Below are 17386 nucleotides of genomic sequence, written 5' to 3'. Positions count from 1 at the left end.
TCCCAGGCTCTCGGGCCGGGGAACCTCGGACCGATCGCGAGCTGGCGCCCGAGCCGCGGACGGAAGCGGGTGCGCGGGCGGGTCGGAGGAAGCGATCGCCCTAGGGTGTGCGCCGTGCGCATGGTGATCACCGGCTTGGTCGTCTCCAACGGCGGCGACGCCGCCATCCTCGACGCTCAGGTCGACGTGCTGCGACGGGCTCTCCCGGGGCTCGAGATGGCGGTCCACGACAGCGCGCCGCCCGTGGCTCGCCGCCTGTACCCCGACCTCGAGGTCCATCCCGTCCTCGCCGCCGTGACTCGCCCTCGACGACGGCGCCTGCGCGGCCTCGTGCCGTGGTTGGACCGCAGGCGCGTCCTCCTCGCCGCTCGCGCGTGGCGACTCTCGCCGGGCGTCGCCAAGGCCCTCCTGCGGGAGGCCGAGAGAGAGGTCGTCAGGTCACTCGCGGAGGCGGACGTGGTGGCCCACACCGGCGGGACGACCCTGGTCGAGACCTACGACCTCGACCCGAAGCTCTTCGAGCTTGAGGTGGCGAGCGCGGCCGGAGCGACACTGGTGCTCCTCCCGCAGTCGCTGGGGCCCTTCACCAACCGGGACTACATGGTCCGGCTGCGGCGCCTCCTGAGCACTGCTGCCCTGGTCCTGCTCCGCGACGACCGGTCGGCGGAGCACCTGACCCAGGTGGGCATCTCCACCCAGGCCGTGGAGGTCGTTCCGGACATCGTCTTCGCCCTCGCCGCACCGTCGGCCGCCGGACGTCTCCGATCGGCTGAGATGCCTGCCCGGCCGAGGGTGGCCGTCAGCGTCCGCGACTGCGAGATCTTCCTCCGTAGCGGGGACAAGCAGAGGTCCTACGAGGACGCCGTCGGCGCGCTGGTCGTCGACCTGGTCCGCCGACGCGAGGCCGCCGTCACCTTCGTGTCGACCTGCCAGGGCACACCCGAGTACTGGGCAGACGACTCGGCGATCGCGCTGCGCATCCACCAGCGACTGCCGGAGGACGTGCGGGGAAGCACCACCGTCGACCGCACCCGTCACGACCACTCCGGGCTGGCGGCCGTCTTCGGCGAGCACGACGTCGCGGTCACAACGCGGATGCACGCGGGGATCATCGCCCTCGGCGCCGGCACGCCCGTCCTCCCCATCGCGTACGAGTTCAAGACGCGCGAGGTCATGGGTCAGGTCGGTCTCGGCGACCACGTCGAGGACGTGGGGGAGGTCACGGACGACGCCCTCGTGGCGGCCTTCGACGCCCTGCTCGAAGACCTGCCGGCCCTGCGCGGCCGGCTCGCGGTAGGAGTCGAGGCGCTGCGAGCGCGGGCGCACGGGCTCGACACGCTGCTCGCGGACAGGATCGGGTCGACGAGGGGCTGAGGATCGCCAGGAGGTCAGCTCTTGCGCCGCGCCACGGCGAGCACCTCTGAGAGCGACGGACGGGCGAAGAGGGCCAGCAGGGCGACGTACAGCGCCCCTCCGACAAGCACCTGGCCCACGACCACCAGCGGAGACGTCCGCTCGAGCGCCAGGAGATCGGGTCCCCAGCGCACCACTCCTCCCATCACGAGGGACATGAAGAAGACCGGCGCCGCCTGGGCGAGCACGGTCCTAGCCCGGAGGCCGACGGCGCGGCCAGCGACGTGGACACCGACGGGCAGCATCAGCCAGTAGCGGACGAGCACCGCGACCGCCACGCCGACGACACCCCACTGCAGCCCGACGACGATGGCCACGACCCCGACGACCGTGCCGACGACCCCCATGAGGAACATCACGGTCGTCCGGCCCGTCGCCTGGTAGAGCCATCCCACGCTCGTGCTGATGCACTGCGGGAGCCCGGCGATGCAGAGCACCTGCAGGACGGGGATGGTCGCCGTCCAGTTCGGCCCCCACAGCAGGGGGACCAACCCGTCCGAGACGGCGGCCAGCCCGACGAGCATGGGCACGGTCACGGTGTTGATGACCCGCAACGAGCGAAGGTACGCCGAGCGCATGCGTGCGTGGTCGCCCTGCATCGCCGAGAGGGCCGAGAACATCACGCGTCCCAGCGCGGCGGTGACCTGCGTGATGGGGAGCAGCATCAGGTTGTAGGCCCGGTTGTACAGACCGAGTGGTGCTGCCCCGAGCACGCGGCCGACCAGGAGGCTGTCGGCGTTGCGCCCCCAGTAGTTGACGACGTTGAAGCCGAGCAGGCCGCCGGAGAACCGCCACAGCTCCCTCAGGGAGCGACCGGAGATGAAGTGCCGTGGCCACCAGCGGACCGCCGCGAACGAGCCGATGGACGCCGCTGCGCTCGTCACGAGGGGGCCGTAGGCGAGCGCGTAGGCGCCCGCCCCGAGCAGTGCCGCCACCAGCGTCGTGCCGTGACCGAGGACCGCAGCCACCACCTCGATGGTCGCGACGGCCCGGAAGGCGAGCCGCCGTTGGAGGAGGGCGTTGTGGACCACGCCGATCGACAGGGTGAACGCCAGGGCCACCAGCGGCGTCAGCGCGACCAGCTCGGGCTGACCGTAGAAGTCAGCCACGAGGGGAGCGGCGAGCGCCAGGAGCCCCGCGAAGAGCACCCCCCCGAGCGCGTTGACCCAGAAGACCGTCGACTTGTCCTTCTCGGTCAGGGACGCCCGCTGGACGAGAGCCGACCCCAGACCCAGCTCGAAGAACATCACGGCGAAGCCCGTGATGACGTAGACGCTCGCGACGAGACCGAACTCCTCCGGCACGAGCAGTCGGGCGAGGACGAGGCCGACGGCGAACTGGAGGGCCTGCGTCAGCATCCGCGCCGACGTCGCCCACGTGGCGCCGCGGACGACGGCGCGCCCCATGGACGACGGAGGGCGGTCGTCGACCATTCCCTCTAGACCGGCTCTCGCCTCGTCCGAGAAGGACTCCGTGGCATCGCGGGGCACGGTTTCGAAGGGCGCTCGACGGCGTCGCAGCGGCCTCATGCGTCGCCCGGGTCACGGCGATGGGTCACGTCGGCGTCCTCTCAGTGGGTGTCACGGCTCGGACGCCAGCGGCCGCGGGCACCCTACCGCCGAGCCTCGACGGTCAAGAGGACACCGCACGAGGCTTCCGCCTACGCCGCGGCAGGCCCGTGGTCAGCGGGGAGACGGCGAGAGGCGTCAGCTCGCTCGGGAGAGAGTCCCGTCGTACACGTCGGCCATGCGACCGAGCAGGTCGCCGACGTCGAAGTGCTCGGCGACGTGCGCGCGCGCCTCGCTTCCGAGGCGCCGACGGAGCGCGTCATCCTCGAGCAGCCGGCCGAGGCGGGCCCGGAGGCCCATCACGTCCCCCTCCGCCGCCAGGAGCCCGGTCCGCTCGTCGACGACCGCCTCGGGGATGCCGCTGTGCGCGTAGCCGACGAGGGCACGACCGTGCAGCCCGGCCTCGAGGGCGGTGACCGGCAGCCCTTCGCAGTCGCCGTCGGCCGCTGTCTTCGACGGAAGGCAGACCGCGGACGCCCTCTCCATGAGGTCGGCGACCTCGTCGCTGGTGCGCATGCCGACGAAGCGCGCCCGTACGCGCAGCGCAGCGGCCCGTGACTCGAGCTCGGTGCGCAACGGGCCGTCCCCGGCGATGACGAGCTCCGGGCTCCCCGGGAGCCCTGCCAGCGCCTCCAGGAGATCGCCGACGCCCTTCTTCTCTGCTAGACGGCCGACGAAGAGGAGCGGTCCCTCCGGCGGCGGCGTGGGGTCCGGCGCGCGGGCCACGTCGACGCCGCAGGCGATGACGTGGATCTTCTCGCCCGGGACTCCACGACGGAGCAACGCCTCACGCAGGAAGCGGCTGACGGTCACGACGGCGTCAGCCCGGCGGACGAGGGCGTCGAAGCCGTCGACGAGCAGCGCGCCGCTGTGGCTGCGGCGCAGCACCTCCGGGTGCATCGTCGCGTCGTAGCCGTGGAAGGTGACGACGAGGGGCAGGCGCGCCAGGCGCACCGCGGGCAGCGCCCACGCCGCGTCCACGCCGAAGTGGACGTGGACGAGACCGGCGCCGGTGGCGCGGAGGGCGGCGGCCAGCGGGGGGGCAGCCACCTGCTCCGGTGGCCGGCCTAGTCGGCGCAGGACCGCCGCCGCCGCCCTGGGGACGAGGTCGCGGTCGCGGGGCAGGTGCGGCTCGACGCCCGGCACGAGGAGCGGGTCGTAGAGCACCTCGCTCGTGACCGCCCGGGTCTCGTACCGGGGCATGCGTAGCAGGTGGTCGCGGACGAAGGTCTCCGACCGCGGGAGGAAGTACCGGCGGTAGACGGCCACTCGCGGGTCACCCGCACCGCTCACCCACACGTTGAGCTCCCCGTGGCAGGAGCGCTGTCGGTCCCGCGAGACGGTGCCGACTTCTCCTGCCAGCTGAGACGCTGGTCCAGCCGGGCCGCCGCCGACGATGCCCGGAGGAGGGCGGCTCGCGGCGCTGGTGGCCGCACCGCGACGGACAGCCCGGTGAACCACAGCGTCAGAGCCGCCCGCCCCAGGGCGGCGCGGCCGTCGCGGCGGCGCGCCGCCCTCGACAGCCCGCGCCACTGCCCTCCGGCCCGGGCGCGCATGACGTGCCGGTGCCCGACGGCCCACGCCCGGCGCTGCTGCGTGCGCCGCCCACCCCGCTCCCAGCCGGCTCGGCGTACGACGACCTGCGCGGCAGCGGTGAGGCCACGGTCCCCGGTGAGGCTGCCCGCGCGGACCCGGTACCAGGCGGTCTGGACGTCGAGGTCAACGAAGTGCCCCTCTGCAGCCATGCGCGCGTGCAGGTCCCAGTCCTCCTGGGACCTCAGGTGCTCCTGCCACCCACCTGCACGGCGGACGGCGCCGGTGCGCAGAAGCATGGAGGCCGGTGGCCACATCGGCCCCTCGACGACCAGGTCGGCGAGGGTCGTGCGGCCGCCGTACGTGGAAGGGAGGACCCGACCGCCTCTGACTGTCGTCCGTCGTCGTTGGAGCGCCGAGTGTTCGCCGGCGCGGATCGGCACGTCGTCCTCGTCAACGTACTCAGCGAGCGACGTCAAACCCACGGCGTCCGGCTGCGGCGCCAGTCCGGCGACCATGGTCTCGAGCGCGGTGGGCAGCAGCAGGTCGTCGCCGTCCACGACAGCGACGAAGGGCAGGTCGCCGGCCTCCGCGAGCCCGCGGTTCCGCGCTGCCGAGACCCCCGAGGCGACCTGCCGCACCAGGCGCACCCGGGGGTCCGCCCGTGCCACCTCGGAGACGACGGTCGCCGTCCCGTCGGTGGAACCGTCGTCGACCACGACGCATCGCCAGTGCTCGTACGTCTGGGCCCTGACCGACGCCAGGGTCCGTCCTAACCACCTCTCGCCGTCACGCACGGCCACGAGGACGAAGACGCCCGTCTCCGCCAGCCCCCCACCGGCCGGGCCGACGCCGTCTGCTGAGCTCGCCACAGCCGGATGCTCTCACCGGCGAGATGGCCATCGCCCCTCCGGCGGCGACCTGCGGACGGCGGTCGTTCCCCGCGGCACGAGCCCGGCACCCGGAGCGCACACCGCGCGCCGAGCGCGACCTAAGGTGCGCCCATGCCCCGGGTGCGGACCGTTGTCGTCATCCCCGCCGGCCCGCGGGACGACGTCCTGGACACGGTCGACTCCGTGCTCACCCACCTCGGCCCCTCCCGCCACGTCGTGGTCGTCGACGACACGCGAGGGGCGCGACCGGAGCAGATCTCCTCGCTGGCCTCGACGCCCGATGTCACGCTGCTCGAGCCTCGGTCCCGCGGCGAGGGCGTCTACGGCTCCCTGTGGGTGAAGCTCGCCGAAGCCCTCGTCGCAGTCCTTGACGTCTGGGACTTCGACCTGCTGGTCCGCCTCGACGCCGATGCCCTCCTCATCGGTCCTGGGCTCGAGGACGCCGCTCTCGCAGTCCTGGACGCCGACCGCAGCCTCGGTCTCCTCGGGTCGTACCGCACCGCCTCCGACGGCAGTCAGCGCAGCTTCGCACCTGCTCGCGAGCTCCTCCGCCAGGATCTGCACTGGCGCAACGCCTACGGCGACCCGCGGCTGCGGAGGGCCGTCGTGCGCCTTCGTCGGTCAGCGCGCCGTCACGGCTACGAGGACGGCGAGCACGTGCTCGGCGCGTGCAGCCTCCTGCCGCAGCGAGCGATCGAGCGCATGCGGGAGTCCGGCCTGCTGCAGATGGGCGTCCTCGCGAACAGCGCCATGGGGGACGACCACCTCATGGGGCTCGGCGTGCGCGCCGCCGGTCTGACGATCGGAGACTTCGGGCGGCCAGGCGACCCCATCGCCGTGCGGTGGAAGGGCCTCCCTGCCGCTCCGGCGGACCTCCTCGCGCGTGGGGTGGCCGTCACGCACTCCGTGCGCTCGTACGAGGGTGCGACGGGCGCCTTCGAGGAGGACGTCGTCATGGGCGAGGAGGAGATCCGCTCCGCGTTCCGGCGAGCCCGGCGCCGAGAGGCCGGGTCGTGACGGACACGGCTTCGGACTGACCGGCTCGGGCGGTCTGGCTGCTTCACTGTCCGCCGAGCCGTCGGTGACCCAGCGCCGATCGGTAGGTCGCCGTCGATCCGGCGGCTCCAGCCACCCCGGCTGCAGCCGCACCGACTCGACGGGAGCCCCCAGTGGCCTCGACCGCGCGACTCGTGTGGGTGGACAGGGCGCGCGGCGCCGCCATCCTGCTCGTCGTCCTCCACCACTCCGTGCTCTGCACGGTCTCGCTGGGCCTCAACGGCGACCGGTGGCGGGTCCTCGACGGACTGCTCGCCGGCATGCGCATGCCCCTCTTCTTCTTCGTCTCCGGCGTCCTGGCGGCGCGAGCCCTGCAGCGCCCGTGGCGGGAGTTGCTGCGCGGCAAGGTGGCCAACCTGGTCTGGCTGTACGTCGTCTGGCTGCTCCTCGCCACCGTCCTCCTGACGCTCGTCCCCTACCCGCGGACCCGCGAGGTCGAGGCGGACCCCCTCGGCGCGTGGCGCGGCGCGCTGCACGCCTTCGACCTCCCGACGAGCTCCCTCTGGTACCTCTACGCCCTCGCCCTGTTCACGGTCGGAGGTCGGCTCCTGCGGCGGGTGCCCACAGTGCCCCTGCTGGTGGCGGCGGCTGTCGTCTCGACAGCCCTGGTCACCGTCGACGCCCTCGCGACCGACAACTACACCTGGTCGGCGGTCGGGTCGCTCTTCCCCTTCTTCCTGGCGGGGAGCCGCCTCACCGACCTGCTGCGCGACCATCTGCACCGCGTGCCGCTCCCCGTCGGCGCGGCCGCTCTCGTCGCCTCGCCCGCCGTGGTCGTCGCGAGCTGGAGCCTTCCCGAGGGCTTTCCCCGTCCGGGGCTCCACCTCGCCGTCGGGGCGCTGGCCGTCCTCGGAGGTGTCGTGGTGGCCGGGCGGCTGCCGGACGTGGCGCCCGTCCGCCTCCTCGAGCGCCTCGGCGGCCTGACGCTGCCGGTGTACGTCCTTCACGAGCTCTTCATCACGCTCGTGGCGCTCCTGTGGCTGCGGGGGCTCGCCGCCGACCGCGCGCCCCTGGAGACACCCCTCGCCCCGCTGCTGCCGCTCGCTCTGGCCGCCGTCGCGGCTGCTGCGAGCCTCGGGCTGCACCGCCTCCTGCGCGGGGTGCCCGGTCTCTTCGAGCTCCCGGAGGCCCTGCGCCCGCAGGGGACGAGGCGCCGTCGGGAGGCCGCCAGCGCGGGCTGACGCCGCGGGACGCGCGGCGTCAGCCGGCGTGCACCGAGGGGGAGCGGCCGCGGTGAGGCGGAGGTCCTGTGGTCAGCGGGCGGCGCCGAGGCCGCGGTAGGTCCACCCCGCCTGGCGCCAGGTGTCGGCGGGCAGGCAGTTTCGGGCGTCGATGACCGTGGCGCCCGGCCGCGTCAGGCCGAGGAGCTTCGCGGGGTCCGCCTCGCGGAAGACGGGCCACTCCGTCAGGACGAGGACCACGTCGGCGTCCGTGACGGCCTCCTCGGTGGAGGTGCCGTAGGTCAGGGTGGGGAACATCCGGCGGCTGGTCTCGCCGGCCTCGGGGTCGTAGACGACGACCTGGGCGCCGCGCAGGTGCAGGCCCGCGGCGACGTTGAGGGCGGGGGAGTCGCGCACGTCGTCGGTGTCGGGCTTGAAGGCGGCGCCGAGGACGCCGATGCGGCGGTTGAGGACGCTGCCCCCGCAGGCCTGGACGGCCATGTCGATGACGCGCTGGCGCTGCCACATGTTGATCTCGTCGACGTCCTGCATGAGGGCGACGAGGGAGTGGGCGCCGAGCTCGCCGGCGCGGTGCATGAGGGCGCGGATGTCCTTGGGCAGGCAGCCGCCGCCGAAGCCGAGACCGGCGTTGAGGAACTGGCGGCCGATGCGGACGTCGTGGCCTAGGGCGTCGGACAGGACGGTGACGTCGGCGCCGGCCTTGTCGCACACCTGGGAGATCGCGTTGATGAAGCTGATCTTGGTGGCGAGGAAGGCGTTGGCGGACACCTTGACCAGCTCGGCCGTCGGTAGGTCGGTGGCGATGAAGGGGGTGCCCTCGGACAGGGGGCGGGCGTAGACCTGGCGCAGGAGGTCGTCACCCCAGGGGGAGGCGCCGCCGACGACGACGCGGTCGGGGGAGAGGGTGTCGTGGACGGCCTTGCCCTCCCGCAGGAACTCGGGGTTCCAGGCCAGCTCGACGCGCAGGCCGGCGGGGGCGACCTCGCGGACGCGGGCGGCCATGCGGGCGCCGGTGCCGACGGGGACGGTGGACTTGCCGACGAGCAGGGCGTCGTGGGTCAGGTGCTGGGCCAGGCCCTCGAAGGCGGCCTCGACGTAGCGCAGGTCGGCGCCGTTGGAGCCGGGGCGCTGGGGGGTGCCGACGCAGACGAAGTGGACGTCGGCGAAGGCGGCGGCCTCGGCGAGGTCGGTGGTGAAGCGCAGGCGGCCGGACTCGACGCCGCGCACGAGCAGCTCGGGCAGTCCGGGCTCGTAGAAGGGGACCTTGCCGGCGGACAGGGCTTCGACCTTGGCGGGGTCGACGTCGACGCCGACCACGTCGAAGCCGAGCTCGGCCATGGCCGCGGCGTGGGTGGCGCCGAGGTAGCCCGTGCCGACGACGCTGATGCGCGGGCGCGGCTGGTCCGTCTGGTCGGTGCCCCGGCTCGGGGCGGTCTGCTCGGTCATGACGGGTCCTCACGGGGGTCGGCGGACGGGCGTGCGCGCCCTCGCGCGGGGGCAGCATGCCACTCCGGCACGGACGGGCGGCTGTCCCGGCCGGACCCCGTCGACCGCCGTGACGGCGCGCCCGACGAGCGGGAGCGTGCCCTAGCGTGGCCGCCGCCCGCGCCGGACCGGTGCGGACCGGACGGGAGGACGTGATGGAGGCAGGTCCCCGGGGTCTCGACCACCCCGTGGCAGCGACGGGCGCTGAGGGCGTCGCGCCGTCGCCGGTCGCGCTCCGACGACAGCCGCGCGTGGCCGTCATCGGCGCCGGTGGCATCGGCTCGGAGCACCTGCGCGCTCTCGCCGCCGGTGTCGGCGGCCATCTGGTGGCGGTCTGCGACTCCTCGGAGGCGGCCGCGCGCGCCGCCGCCGACGAGGCGGCCGACCGCGGGCCGCGCCCCGAGGTCTTCCGCGACGCCGTGGGGATGCTCGAGGCCGCGGATCTCGACGTCGTCCACGTGACGACGCCGCCCGCCTCGCACGTCCCCCTCGCCCGTGAGGCGCTGCGCCGCGGGATCCACGTCCTCGTGGAGAAGCCGCTGGCGGCGTCGCCGGAGGAGCTCGAGGAGCTCCTCGAGCTCGCCCGGGCGAACGGCGCCCACCTGCTCGAGGACTACAACTACCTCTTCAACAGCCAGGTCCGGACGCTGCTGGCCTGGCGCGACGAGGGCCGGCTCGGCGACGTCGTCCACGTGGACGTCACCGTGGCGCTGGACGTCCTCACGGGCGGCGGCCCGCTCGTGCAGGGGACGGCGCCGCACTTCGCCCTCGGGCTGCCGGCGGGGCTCGTCTCGGACTTCCTCCCGCACCTGGCGTCGCTGGCGCACGCGTTCACCGGCCCGGCGACCGGCGTCGCGACCGCCTGGGCCAAACGGCACCCCTCCCGCCTCGCCGTCGACGAGATGCGGTGCCTCGTCACCGGGTCGTCGGCGACCGCGAGCCTCGCCTTCTCGGCCTCCGCCCAGCCCGACGTCTTCTCCGTCGTCGTGGAGGGCACGCGGATGCGTGCGCGAGCGGACCTGTACGGCACGGGCGTCGTCCGCAGCGAGCTCCGCGGCGCCCCCGGCCCACTGGTGCCCCTGCTCAACGGGCTCGACAGCGGACGCCGCGAGGCGGTCGGCGCCGTGGGCGGACTGCTCCGCAAGATCAGCGGTGGTCCCGGGGCCTACGAGGGGCTCTGGGGCCTCGCGGGCGCCTTCCACGCGGCGCTGCGGGACGGGACGCCTCCACCGGTGAGCCTGCGGGACGTGGCCGAGGTCAACGCCTTGGTGACCGAGATCGAGAGGAGCGCCCCCCGATGAGCACGGTGCTGGTGACGGGCGCCTCCGGCTTCCTCGGCGCCGCCGTCGTCGCGGCGCTCGCGCGACACGGGCACTCCGTGCGGGCGCTGGTGCGCGACGGCTCGCGCCGACCGGGCGCCTGGGGCGACACGGACGTCGACATCGTCGTCGGGGACGTGCGCTCGCCGGAGGCCGTCGACCGCGCGCTGGCCGGCTGCGACGTCGTCGTCCACCTGGCGGCCCAGGTCCAGGGCTCGGCCAGCGAGCAGTTCGCCAGCACGGTCGGCGGGACCGAGCGCCTCCTCGAGGGCTTGCGGCGCCCGGCGGGCGCTGACGTCCGGCGCCTGGTGCTGGCGAGCAGCTTCTCCGTCTACGACTGGTCGGCGGCCCGCGGGACGCTGACCGAGTCCTCGCCGCTGGAGCCGCGCCCCTGGCGCCGCGACGGCTACGCCCGCGCGAAGGTCTGGCAGGAACGGCTCCTGCGCGAGGCGGCCGAGCGGGCGCCGTGGAGCCTCGTCGTGCTGCGTCCCGGCTTCATCTGGGGGGCCGAGCGGCCCGACGTCCCGGGCGTCGGGCAGCGCGTCGGCGGGCTGCAGCTCGTCGTCCGCACGCGCCTGCCGCTGACGCACGTCGAGAACTGCGCCGAGGCCTTCGCCGCCGCCGTGGCGGCGGACGTGCCGTCGGGCACCACCGCGAACGTTGTCGACCCGGACGTCGTCACCTCATCGCAGTACGCCGCGGCCTCTGCCGCCGCGACGGGCGTGCACCGCCGCGTCGTCGTGCCCTACGCGGCCGCCCTCCTCCTCGCGCGGGTCGCCCGTCTGTCCGGGCGGGTCATCTTCCCCCGGACGGGAGGCAAGCTGCCCAGCGTCCTGGACCCGGTGAAGTTCCAGGCCATGTTCAAGCCGCTGCGCTTTCCGGCCGACGTCGCGCGCCGGCAGCTGGGCTGGACGCCGGTGCTCACCTGGGAGCAGGCACGCGCCAGCGCCTTCGCAGGGCCGGAGGCCGCCTCGGAGCCTGCCTCCGCGGGGAGCGCCGCGTGAGGATCGGGTATCTCGCGAACATCTACCCGCGCGCCAGCGACACGTACGTGCGGGAGGAGGTCGCGGCGCTGCGCCGTCGGGGCCACGACGTGCGGCCGTTCTCGATGCGCTCGCCCGACCCCGCCGAGGTGGAGGCGTCCGGGACGGCCGACGAGCAGCGCGCCACCGGCTACCTCGTGCCGGGCCTGCCGTCCGCCGCGCCGGACCTCGCCCGCTGGGCCCTGCGCCGGCCCGGGAGGGTCGCCAGGGCGCTCGCGCTGGCGGCGCGGCTGCGCGCGCCCGGCGCCAAGGGCGCGGTATGGCCATTCGTCTACCTCGCCGAGGCGCTGCGCCTGGCGGAGGCCTGCGAGCGGGCGGGCGTCCGCCACGTCCACGCCCACACGAGCGAGGGCCCCGCGGCGGTGGCCATGCTCGGCGCCGCACTGTCGGGGGGCACCTGGAGCATGACCGTGCACGGCCCCTACGAGTGGGACCGGGCGCCGTCGCTCCACCTGGACCTCAAGACCGCCTCGGCGTCGCACGTGGTGGCCATCAGCGAGTACACGCGGGGCCAGCTCTACCGCTGGGTCCCGCCGGAGACCTGGGCGAAGGTGCACGTCGTCCGGTGCGGCGTCGCCCCGGCCTTCCTCGCGGGTGACCCCGAGGCCCTCGCCGCACCGCCGACCGCGGGTGCCCCCGTGGAGCTGCTGTGCGTGGGCCGCCTGGCGCCGGAGAAGGGGCAGCGGCTCCTCGTCGAGGGCGTGCACGCGCTGCTGGCCTCCGGCGAGGTCCGGGCAGGGGACCTGCGCCTCCGCCTCGTGGGCGACGGCCCCGACCGGGCGGACCTCGAGGGCCTGGTGCGCCGGCTGGGGCTCGAGGACGTCGTCGTGCTGGAGGGGTGGCGCGGCGCGGACGACGTCGCGCGCATGCTGCGTGCGGCCCGCGCACTCGTGCTCCCCAGCCTCGCCGAGGGCCTTCCCATCGCCCTCATGGAGAGCCTCGCGGTCGGGCGCCCCGCCGTCGTCTCCGCCGTCGCCGGCGTGCCCGAGCTCGTGCGCGACGGGGAGAACGGCTGGCTGGTCCCGCCGGGCGATCCGGTGGCCCTCGCAGGAGCGCTGCGCCGGGCCCTCGCCGCCTCGCCGGAGGAGCTTGCCCGCATGGGCGCGCAGGGGGCTCGGGACGTGCGGCGCCTGCACGACGTCGATCGGTCGGCGGAGCGGCTGGAGCAGCTGCTGACGGCGGCGTCCGGCAGCCCCTCGAACTGAGAGGACACACGCTCCGGCGGGACGCGCGCCCGGGCGGGCTACACCGCCTTCCGTCCTCCGGATGCGACCATGAGCCCATGACGAACCGCGTGCTCGTGGTCGACGACGACACCGCGCTCGCCGAGATGATCGGCATCGTGCTCCGGGGGGAGGGCATCACGCCGTCCTTCTGCGCGGACGGCTCGGGGGCGCTGGCCGCCTTCCGGGAGTCCAAGCCCGACCTCGTGCTGCTCGACCTCATGCTGCCGGGGGTGGACGGCATCGAGGTGTGCCGGCGCATCCGCGCGGAGTCCGACGTGCCGATCGTCATGCTCACCGCGCGCAGCGACACCTCCGACGTCGTCGCCGGGCTCGAGTCGGGCGCCGACGACTACGTGCCCAAGCCCTTCAAGCCGAAGGAGCTCGTCGCCCGCGTCCGTGCCCGGCTGCGCCGTCGCGAGGACGAGGTGCCTGAGACGCTGCGCGCCGGCGACCTCGTCATCGACGTCGCCGGGCACACCGTCACCCGCGGCGACCAGCACATCGCCCTGACGCCGCTGGAGTTCGACCTCCTCGCGGCGCTGGCCCGCAAGCCGTGGCAGGTCTTCACGCGCGAGGTGCTGCTCGAGCAGGTCTGGGGCTACCGCCACCAGGCCGACACGCGCCTGGTCAACGTCCACGTGCAGCGCCTGCGCAGCAAGATCGAGCACGACCCCGAGCACCCCGAGGTCGTCCTCACCGTGCGCGGCGTCGGCTACCGGGCCGGGGCCGTCGCGCAGGACGGCGCGGGGCAGGGTGTCAGCGCGGGCGTCCCGTCCGCCGACGAGCCCGGTCGGGCCGGCGCGGACGCCGGCTGACGCCGTGCCGGGGCGCCTGGGGCGCCGCCTGCGGGCGGCGGGGGGCCGGGCGGCGCGGCGGTGGCGCCGCTCGCTGACCGTCCGGGTGGTCGGTCTCACCGTCGTCCTGTGCGTGCTGACGATGGCGGTCGTCGGGGGCTTCCTCGCCGACGCCATCAGCGAGCGGCTCTTCGACGCGCGCCGGCAGCAGGCCTTCGCCGAGGCGGGGGCGGGGGCCCGGGCCTTCCAGGACCGCCTGGACCAGGCCGACGTCCCCACGGGGGTCGAGCTGCAGCAGTTCGTCCTCGACAACAGCGAGCAGCTGAGCTCGGTCGGCGGGGAGGGTGCGGCCGGCTTCCTCCTGCTGCGGGTGCCGGGCAGCGACGCCCCCGTCACCATCAACGGCCTCCAGAGCAACGGTCTCACCCCGGGGCTCCTGCCCGACGCGCTGCGCGAGGCCGTGGAGACGGAGTCGACGCAGCAGGCCGCACCGGTCGCCCTCCCGAGCAGCGACGGCGGCACGACGCCGGGCCTCGCGGTCGGCCAGCGGGTCGACCTCGCCCTCGCGGGCCAGTACGAGCTCTACTTCGTCATCGACCTCGGTCGCGAGCAGGAGACGCTCGACGCCGTCCAGCGGGTCCTCGTCGTCGGCGGGCTCCTGCTCGTGCTGCTGCTCGGCGGCGTCGTCTCGGTCGTCACCCGGCTCGTCGTGCGCCCCGTGCGCGAGGCGGCCGCCGCGGCCGCGCGGCTGTCCGCCGGCGACCTCGACCAGCGCGTCGACGTGCGGGGCGAGGACGACCTCGCCGCCCTCGGCCGCACCTTCAACGACATGGCCGCGTCCCTGCAGCGCCAGATCACGCAGCTGGCCGAGCTCTCCCGCCTGCAGCAGCGCTTCGTCTCCGACGTCTCCCACGAGCTGCGGACCCCGCTGACGACGATGCGGATGGCGGGGGAGGTGCTCCACGAGGCGCGCGGCGACCTCGAGCCGGCGGCCTCCCGCTCCGCCGAGCTGCTCATGACGCAGCTGGACCGCTTCGAGGCCCTGCTGGCGGACCTGCTCGAGATGAGCCGCTTCGACGCCGGGGCGGCGGCGCTGGACCCGGAGGTCGTCGACCTGGCGGCGCTGGTGGCCCGTGTCGTCGAGCACGCGGAGCCGGTGGCCTCCGCGCAGGGCGTGGAGGTCGCGGTGGTCGTGCCGGAGGGCCCGGTGACGGCGGAGGTCGAGCCGCGGCGGGTCGAGCGGGTCGTCCGCAACCTGGTCCTCAACGCGGTCGAGCACGCCGAGGGCCGCCCGGTGGAGGTCGAGCTGGCGGCCGACGCGTCGGCGGTCGCCGTCCTCGTGCGCGACCACGGCATCGGCCTGCGGCCCGAGGACGCCGAGCGGGTCTTCGACCGCTTCTGGCGCGCCGACCCGGCCCGGGCCCGCACCACGGGCGGCAGCGGGCTGGGCCTCGCCATCTCCACCGAGGACGCCGTCCTCCACGGCGGCCGCCTCGAGGTCGTCGGCCAGCTCGGCCTCGGTGCCGCCTTCCGCCTCCTGCTGCCGCGGGTGGCCGGCAGCGCGGTGGGCATGTCGCCGCTGCCCATGCCGGTGGACCTGGCCCCCGTCGCCCCGCCGGACGACCCGACCGCGCCGAGCGTCCTCGTCGAGGGCCTGCCCGGCGTCGTCCTCGTCCCGAGCGCCGCCGGCTCTCCCGGCGCCTGGGGCGACGCCGGCACCGAGGCGGCCGCCGACACCATCGCGACGGCGTCTCTGCCCGTCCTGCCGCCGCCGGCCGGCCGTGGCTGAGCGCCGTCCCGGGACCCGGCGGTCGCCCGTCGCGCTCGCGCTGCTGCTGGTCGCCGTCCTCGCCCTGCTCACCGGCTGCGTGGACCTGCCCCGCCGCGGGCCCGTCGCGGGCGGACCCGCCCCGGCGGCGCCCGACCCGGCCCTGGGCTTCCTCGCCGAGGGGCCGCCGCCGGGGGCCTCGCCCGAGACGGTCGTCGAGGGCTTCCTGCGCGCCTCGGCCGCCTTCGACGACGACTCCGCCACGGCCCGCCTCTTCCTCACCCCGCGCGCGGCGCGGTCCTGGCGCCCCTCCGAGCGGGTCGTCGTCATCGCGGCGAGCGGCCTGGTGGTGGGCGGCACGGGGGTGTCGCAGCCCGCCGCCGACCCGGGGCGCCCGACGTCGACGGTGACGCAGGGCACCGTGCAGACCGTGCGCGTCACCGCACCCCTCGTCGGGGAGGTCGACCGGCGCGGCCGGTGGACGACGGCGCCGCCGCGGGCGTCCTACTCCGTCGACCTCGACGTCGTCCGGGCGGACGGCGTCTGGCGCCTCAGCGACCCGCCGGACGAGGTCGTCGTCGGCCGCGACGTCTTCCGGCAGGTCTACCGCGCCTACCCGCTCACCTTCCTCGACCCGACGCGGACCGCGCTGGTGCCCGAGCTGCGCTGGTTCCCGGGGCGCTCGCCGAGCGCGACCCTCCTCGTCTCCGAGCTCCTCGCCGGGCCGTCGGAGTGGCTCGCGGGGGCGGTCACCACCGCCTTCCCCGAGGAGACTCGGCTGCTGAGCTCCCCGCCCGCCGTGCCGCTGGACCCCGGCGGCACCGCGGTGGTGGACCTCTCCGACGAGGCGCGGGCCGCCGACCCGGGCACGCGGCTGCTCATGGAGGCGCAGCTGCGCGCCACGCTGCGCCCCGTCCCCGGGGTGCGCGAGGTGCAGCTGTCCTCGGCGGGCAGCGCCCTGGGGCTGCCGGACGCCCAGCTCGGGCTCCTCGACCCGCCGGCGCCCGCCGGCCCGCCCGTCGTCCTGTCCGGGGGCCGCATCGCCCGGCTCGACGGCGACGGGGCCGAGCTGGTGCCCGGGCTGCTCGACGTGTCCTCGCTGCTGCCGAGCGACCCGGCGGTGGGGGTGGACGGCATCTTCGCCGTGCTCGTGCAGCAGCGCGGGCGCCTGCTCGTGGGCGTGCCGGACGAGTCGGACGCGGGGCCCGGGCTCCGGGGCGTCGTGGCGGGCGAGGACCTCGTGGCCCCGAGCGTCGACGTCCGGGGGTGGGTCTGGACGACGCCGGCCGACGCCGGGGGGGAGGTGCTCACCGTCGACGAGGCGGGGGACGTGCGCACGGTCGAGGCGCCGTGGCTGGACCGGCGGCGCGTCCGCGCGCTGCAGGTCTCCCGCGACGGCGCCCGCGTCGTCGTCGCCTCGACCGACGCCGACGGCGGGGCCCACCTCGACGTCGCCGGCGTCGTGCGCGACGGCGAGGGCGCTCCGCTGCGCCTGGACGTGCCTGACGTCCCACCCGTCCCCGGGCTCGTGTCCGTCTCCGACGCCGGGTGGCAGGACGCGACGACGGTCGTGGCCGTCGGCTCCGTCGAGGAGGGTCCGGCGGAGCTGCTGCGCGTGGCCGTCGACGGCTCGGACGTGCGCGCCGTCGAGGTGCCCGAGGGCGTCGAGCGGCTCACGTCGGCCGAGGCGGCCGGGCGCGTGCTCCTCGACGCCCCCGGTGGCGGGGTCCTGCAGCCCGCCGGGCTGGCCTGGGTCGTGCGGCCCGGCTCGGAGACCTCGACCGACCCGTCCTACCCGGGCTGAGCCCGGCGGCGGGCTGTCCGGCCCCCGCGCACAGCGAGCCCACCGGGGCGGCCGTCCACCGACCGTCCCGCCGGCCCGCCACCGGACCGGCGAGGACCGCAGCCTCCTCCCGTGGGCTCACCGGCGCGGCACGCGGCTCCTCCCGGGCCCTCGCGAGCGGCATGGGCGGCCCTGGGCCGCCTCGTCTGGCCGGTCGCCTGCCCCGGGTGCGGCGAGCCCGACGTGCCGTGGTGCGCGCCGTGCCGGGCCGCCCTCGCCGCGCCGCCGCTGGGCCTCGTCGACCTGCCCGTCGCCACCGCGCCC

The 17386-nt window shown here is 75.5% G+C and carries 12 protein-coding genes and 2 pseudogenes; 10 read left to right on the top strand and 4 right to left on the bottom strand.

The features are described from left to right. The first annotated feature begins 120 nt into the window (after positions 1 to 120). Complete coding sequence (locus HLB09_RS02070; protein ID WP_246234041.1) at positions 121 to 1374, top strand: polysaccharide pyruvyl transferase family protein; 1254 nt, start codon at positions 121 to 123, stop codon at positions 1372 to 1374. A gap of 14 nt (positions 1375 to 1388) precedes the next feature. Here HLB09_RS02070 and HLB09_RS02065 read toward each other — a convergent pair whose 3' ends face one another. The 3 genes from HLB09_RS02065 to HLB09_RS02055 form a co-directional block, all read right to left on the bottom strand. Next, complete coding sequence (locus tag HLB09_RS02065; RefSeq protein ID WP_171201748.1) at positions 1389 to 2846, bottom strand: MOP flippase family protein; 1458 nt, start codon at positions 2844 to 2846, stop codon at positions 1389 to 1391. A gap of 273 nt (positions 2847 to 3119) precedes the next feature. Then, the gene (locus HLB09_RS02060; protein ID WP_171201747.1) at positions 3120 to 4274 is read right to left on the bottom strand and encodes a glycosyltransferase; all 1155 of its coding nucleotides are present in this window, start codon (positions 4272 to 4274) and stop codon (positions 3120 to 3122) included. Next, positions 4271 to 5386: a glycosyltransferase family 2 protein gene (locus HLB09_RS02055; RefSeq protein ID WP_171201746.1), complete on the bottom strand. Its 1116-nt coding sequence runs from the start codon at positions 5384 to 5386 to the stop codon at positions 4271 to 4273. Before HLB09_RS02055 ends, HLB09_RS02060 begins: the two co-directional genes overlap by 4 nt. A gap of 132 nt (positions 5387 to 5518) precedes the next feature. Here HLB09_RS02055 and HLB09_RS02050 point away from each other — a divergent pair, with 132 nt between their 5' ends. Further along, complete coding sequence (locus HLB09_RS02050; protein WP_171201745.1) at positions 5519 to 6424, top strand: glycosyltransferase; 906 nt, start codon at positions 5519 to 5521, stop codon at positions 6422 to 6424. Between the two features lie 152 nt (positions 6425 to 6576). Beyond that, complete coding sequence (locus HLB09_RS02045; RefSeq protein WP_171201744.1) at positions 6577 to 7644, top strand: acyltransferase family protein; 1068 nt, start codon at positions 6577 to 6579, stop codon at positions 7642 to 7644. Between the two features lie 72 nt (positions 7645 to 7716). Here HLB09_RS02045 and HLB09_RS02040 read toward each other — a convergent pair whose 3' ends face one another. Further along, positions 7717 to 9090 (bottom strand): UDP-glucose dehydrogenase family protein, encoded by a 1374-nt coding sequence (locus HLB09_RS02040; RefSeq protein ID WP_171201743.1) that lies wholly within the window; start codon positions 9088 to 9090, stop codon positions 7717 to 7719. Between the two features lie 290 nt (positions 9091 to 9380). Between HLB09_RS02040 and HLB09_RS02035 the strand changes: the two genes are divergently transcribed. The 7 genes and pseudogenes from HLB09_RS02035 to HLB09_RS17650 all read left to right on the top strand — a co-directional run. Then, positions 9381 to 10430 (top strand): Gfo/Idh/MocA family protein, encoded by a 1050-nt coding sequence (locus HLB09_RS02035; protein WP_171201742.1) that lies wholly within the window; start codon positions 9381 to 9383, stop codon positions 10428 to 10430. Beyond that, on the top strand, positions 10427 to 11452 hold the full coding sequence (locus HLB09_RS02030; protein WP_171201741.1) for an NAD-dependent epimerase/dehydratase family protein: 1026 nt from the start codon (positions 10427 to 10429) through the stop codon (positions 11450 to 11452). Before HLB09_RS02035 ends, HLB09_RS02030 begins: the two co-directional genes overlap by 4 nt. Further along, entirely contained in the window at positions 11449 to 12696 is a 1248-nt protein-coding gene (locus HLB09_RS02025) for a glycosyltransferase family 4 protein (RefSeq protein ID WP_171201740.1), read from the top strand. The genes HLB09_RS02030 and HLB09_RS02025 overlap by 4 nt, the downstream gene beginning before the upstream one ends. A gap of 77 nt (positions 12697 to 12773) precedes the next feature. Beyond that, positions 12774 to 13442 (top strand): annotated as a pseudogene (gene mtrA, locus HLB09_RS02020) (MtrAB system response regulator MtrA); the annotation flags it as partial. A 28-nt stretch (positions 13443 to 13470) separates the two neighbouring features. Next, positions 13471 to 15300, top strand: a complete 1830-nt coding sequence (gene mtrB / locus HLB09_RS02015) for an MtrAB system histidine kinase MtrB (protein ID WP_322789989.1) — start codon at positions 13471 to 13473, stop codon at positions 15298 to 15300. Then, complete coding sequence (locus tag HLB09_RS18095) at positions 15293 to 17083, top strand: LpqB family beta-propeller domain-containing protein (RefSeq protein ID WP_171201737.1); 1791 nt, start codon at positions 15293 to 15295, stop codon at positions 17081 to 17083. Before mtrB ends, HLB09_RS18095 begins: the two co-directional genes overlap by 8 nt. 111 nt (positions 17084 to 17194) lie before the next feature. Then, positions 17195 to 17386: pseudogene (locus HLB09_RS17650) on the top strand (hypothetical protein); the annotation flags it as partial.

The organism is Pseudokineococcus marinus, from assembly GCF_013004605.1.
Classification (GTDB): domain Bacteria; phylum Actinomycetota; class Actinomycetes; order Actinomycetales; family Quadrisphaeraceae; genus Pseudokineococcus; species Pseudokineococcus marinus.
Note: the sequence above shows the minus strand (reverse complement) of the source record. Positions and strands in the feature narration are given on the sequence as shown.

Excerpts from the sequence above, each read along its gene's own strand:
- HLB09_RS02065 (WP_171201748.1), bottom strand. The coding sequence starts at position 2,846 with ATGGTCGACGACCGCCCTCCGTCGTCCATGGGGCGCGCCGTCGTCCGC.
- HLB09_RS02030 (WP_171201741.1), top strand. The coding sequence starts at position 10,427 with ATGAGCACGGTGCTGGTGACGGGCGCCTCCGGCTTCCTCGGCGCCGCC.
- HLB09_RS02070 (WP_246234041.1), top strand. The coding sequence starts at position 121 with ATGGTGATCACCGGCTTGGTCGTCTCCAACGGCGGCGACGCCGCCATC.
- HLB09_RS02040 (WP_171201743.1), bottom strand. The coding sequence starts at position 9,090 with ATGACCGAGCAGACCGCCCCGAGCCGGGGCACCGACCAGACGGACCAG.
- HLB09_RS02050 (WP_171201745.1), top strand. The coding sequence starts at position 5,519 with ATGCCCCGGGTGCGGACCGTTGTCGTCATCCCCGCCGGCCCGCGGGAC.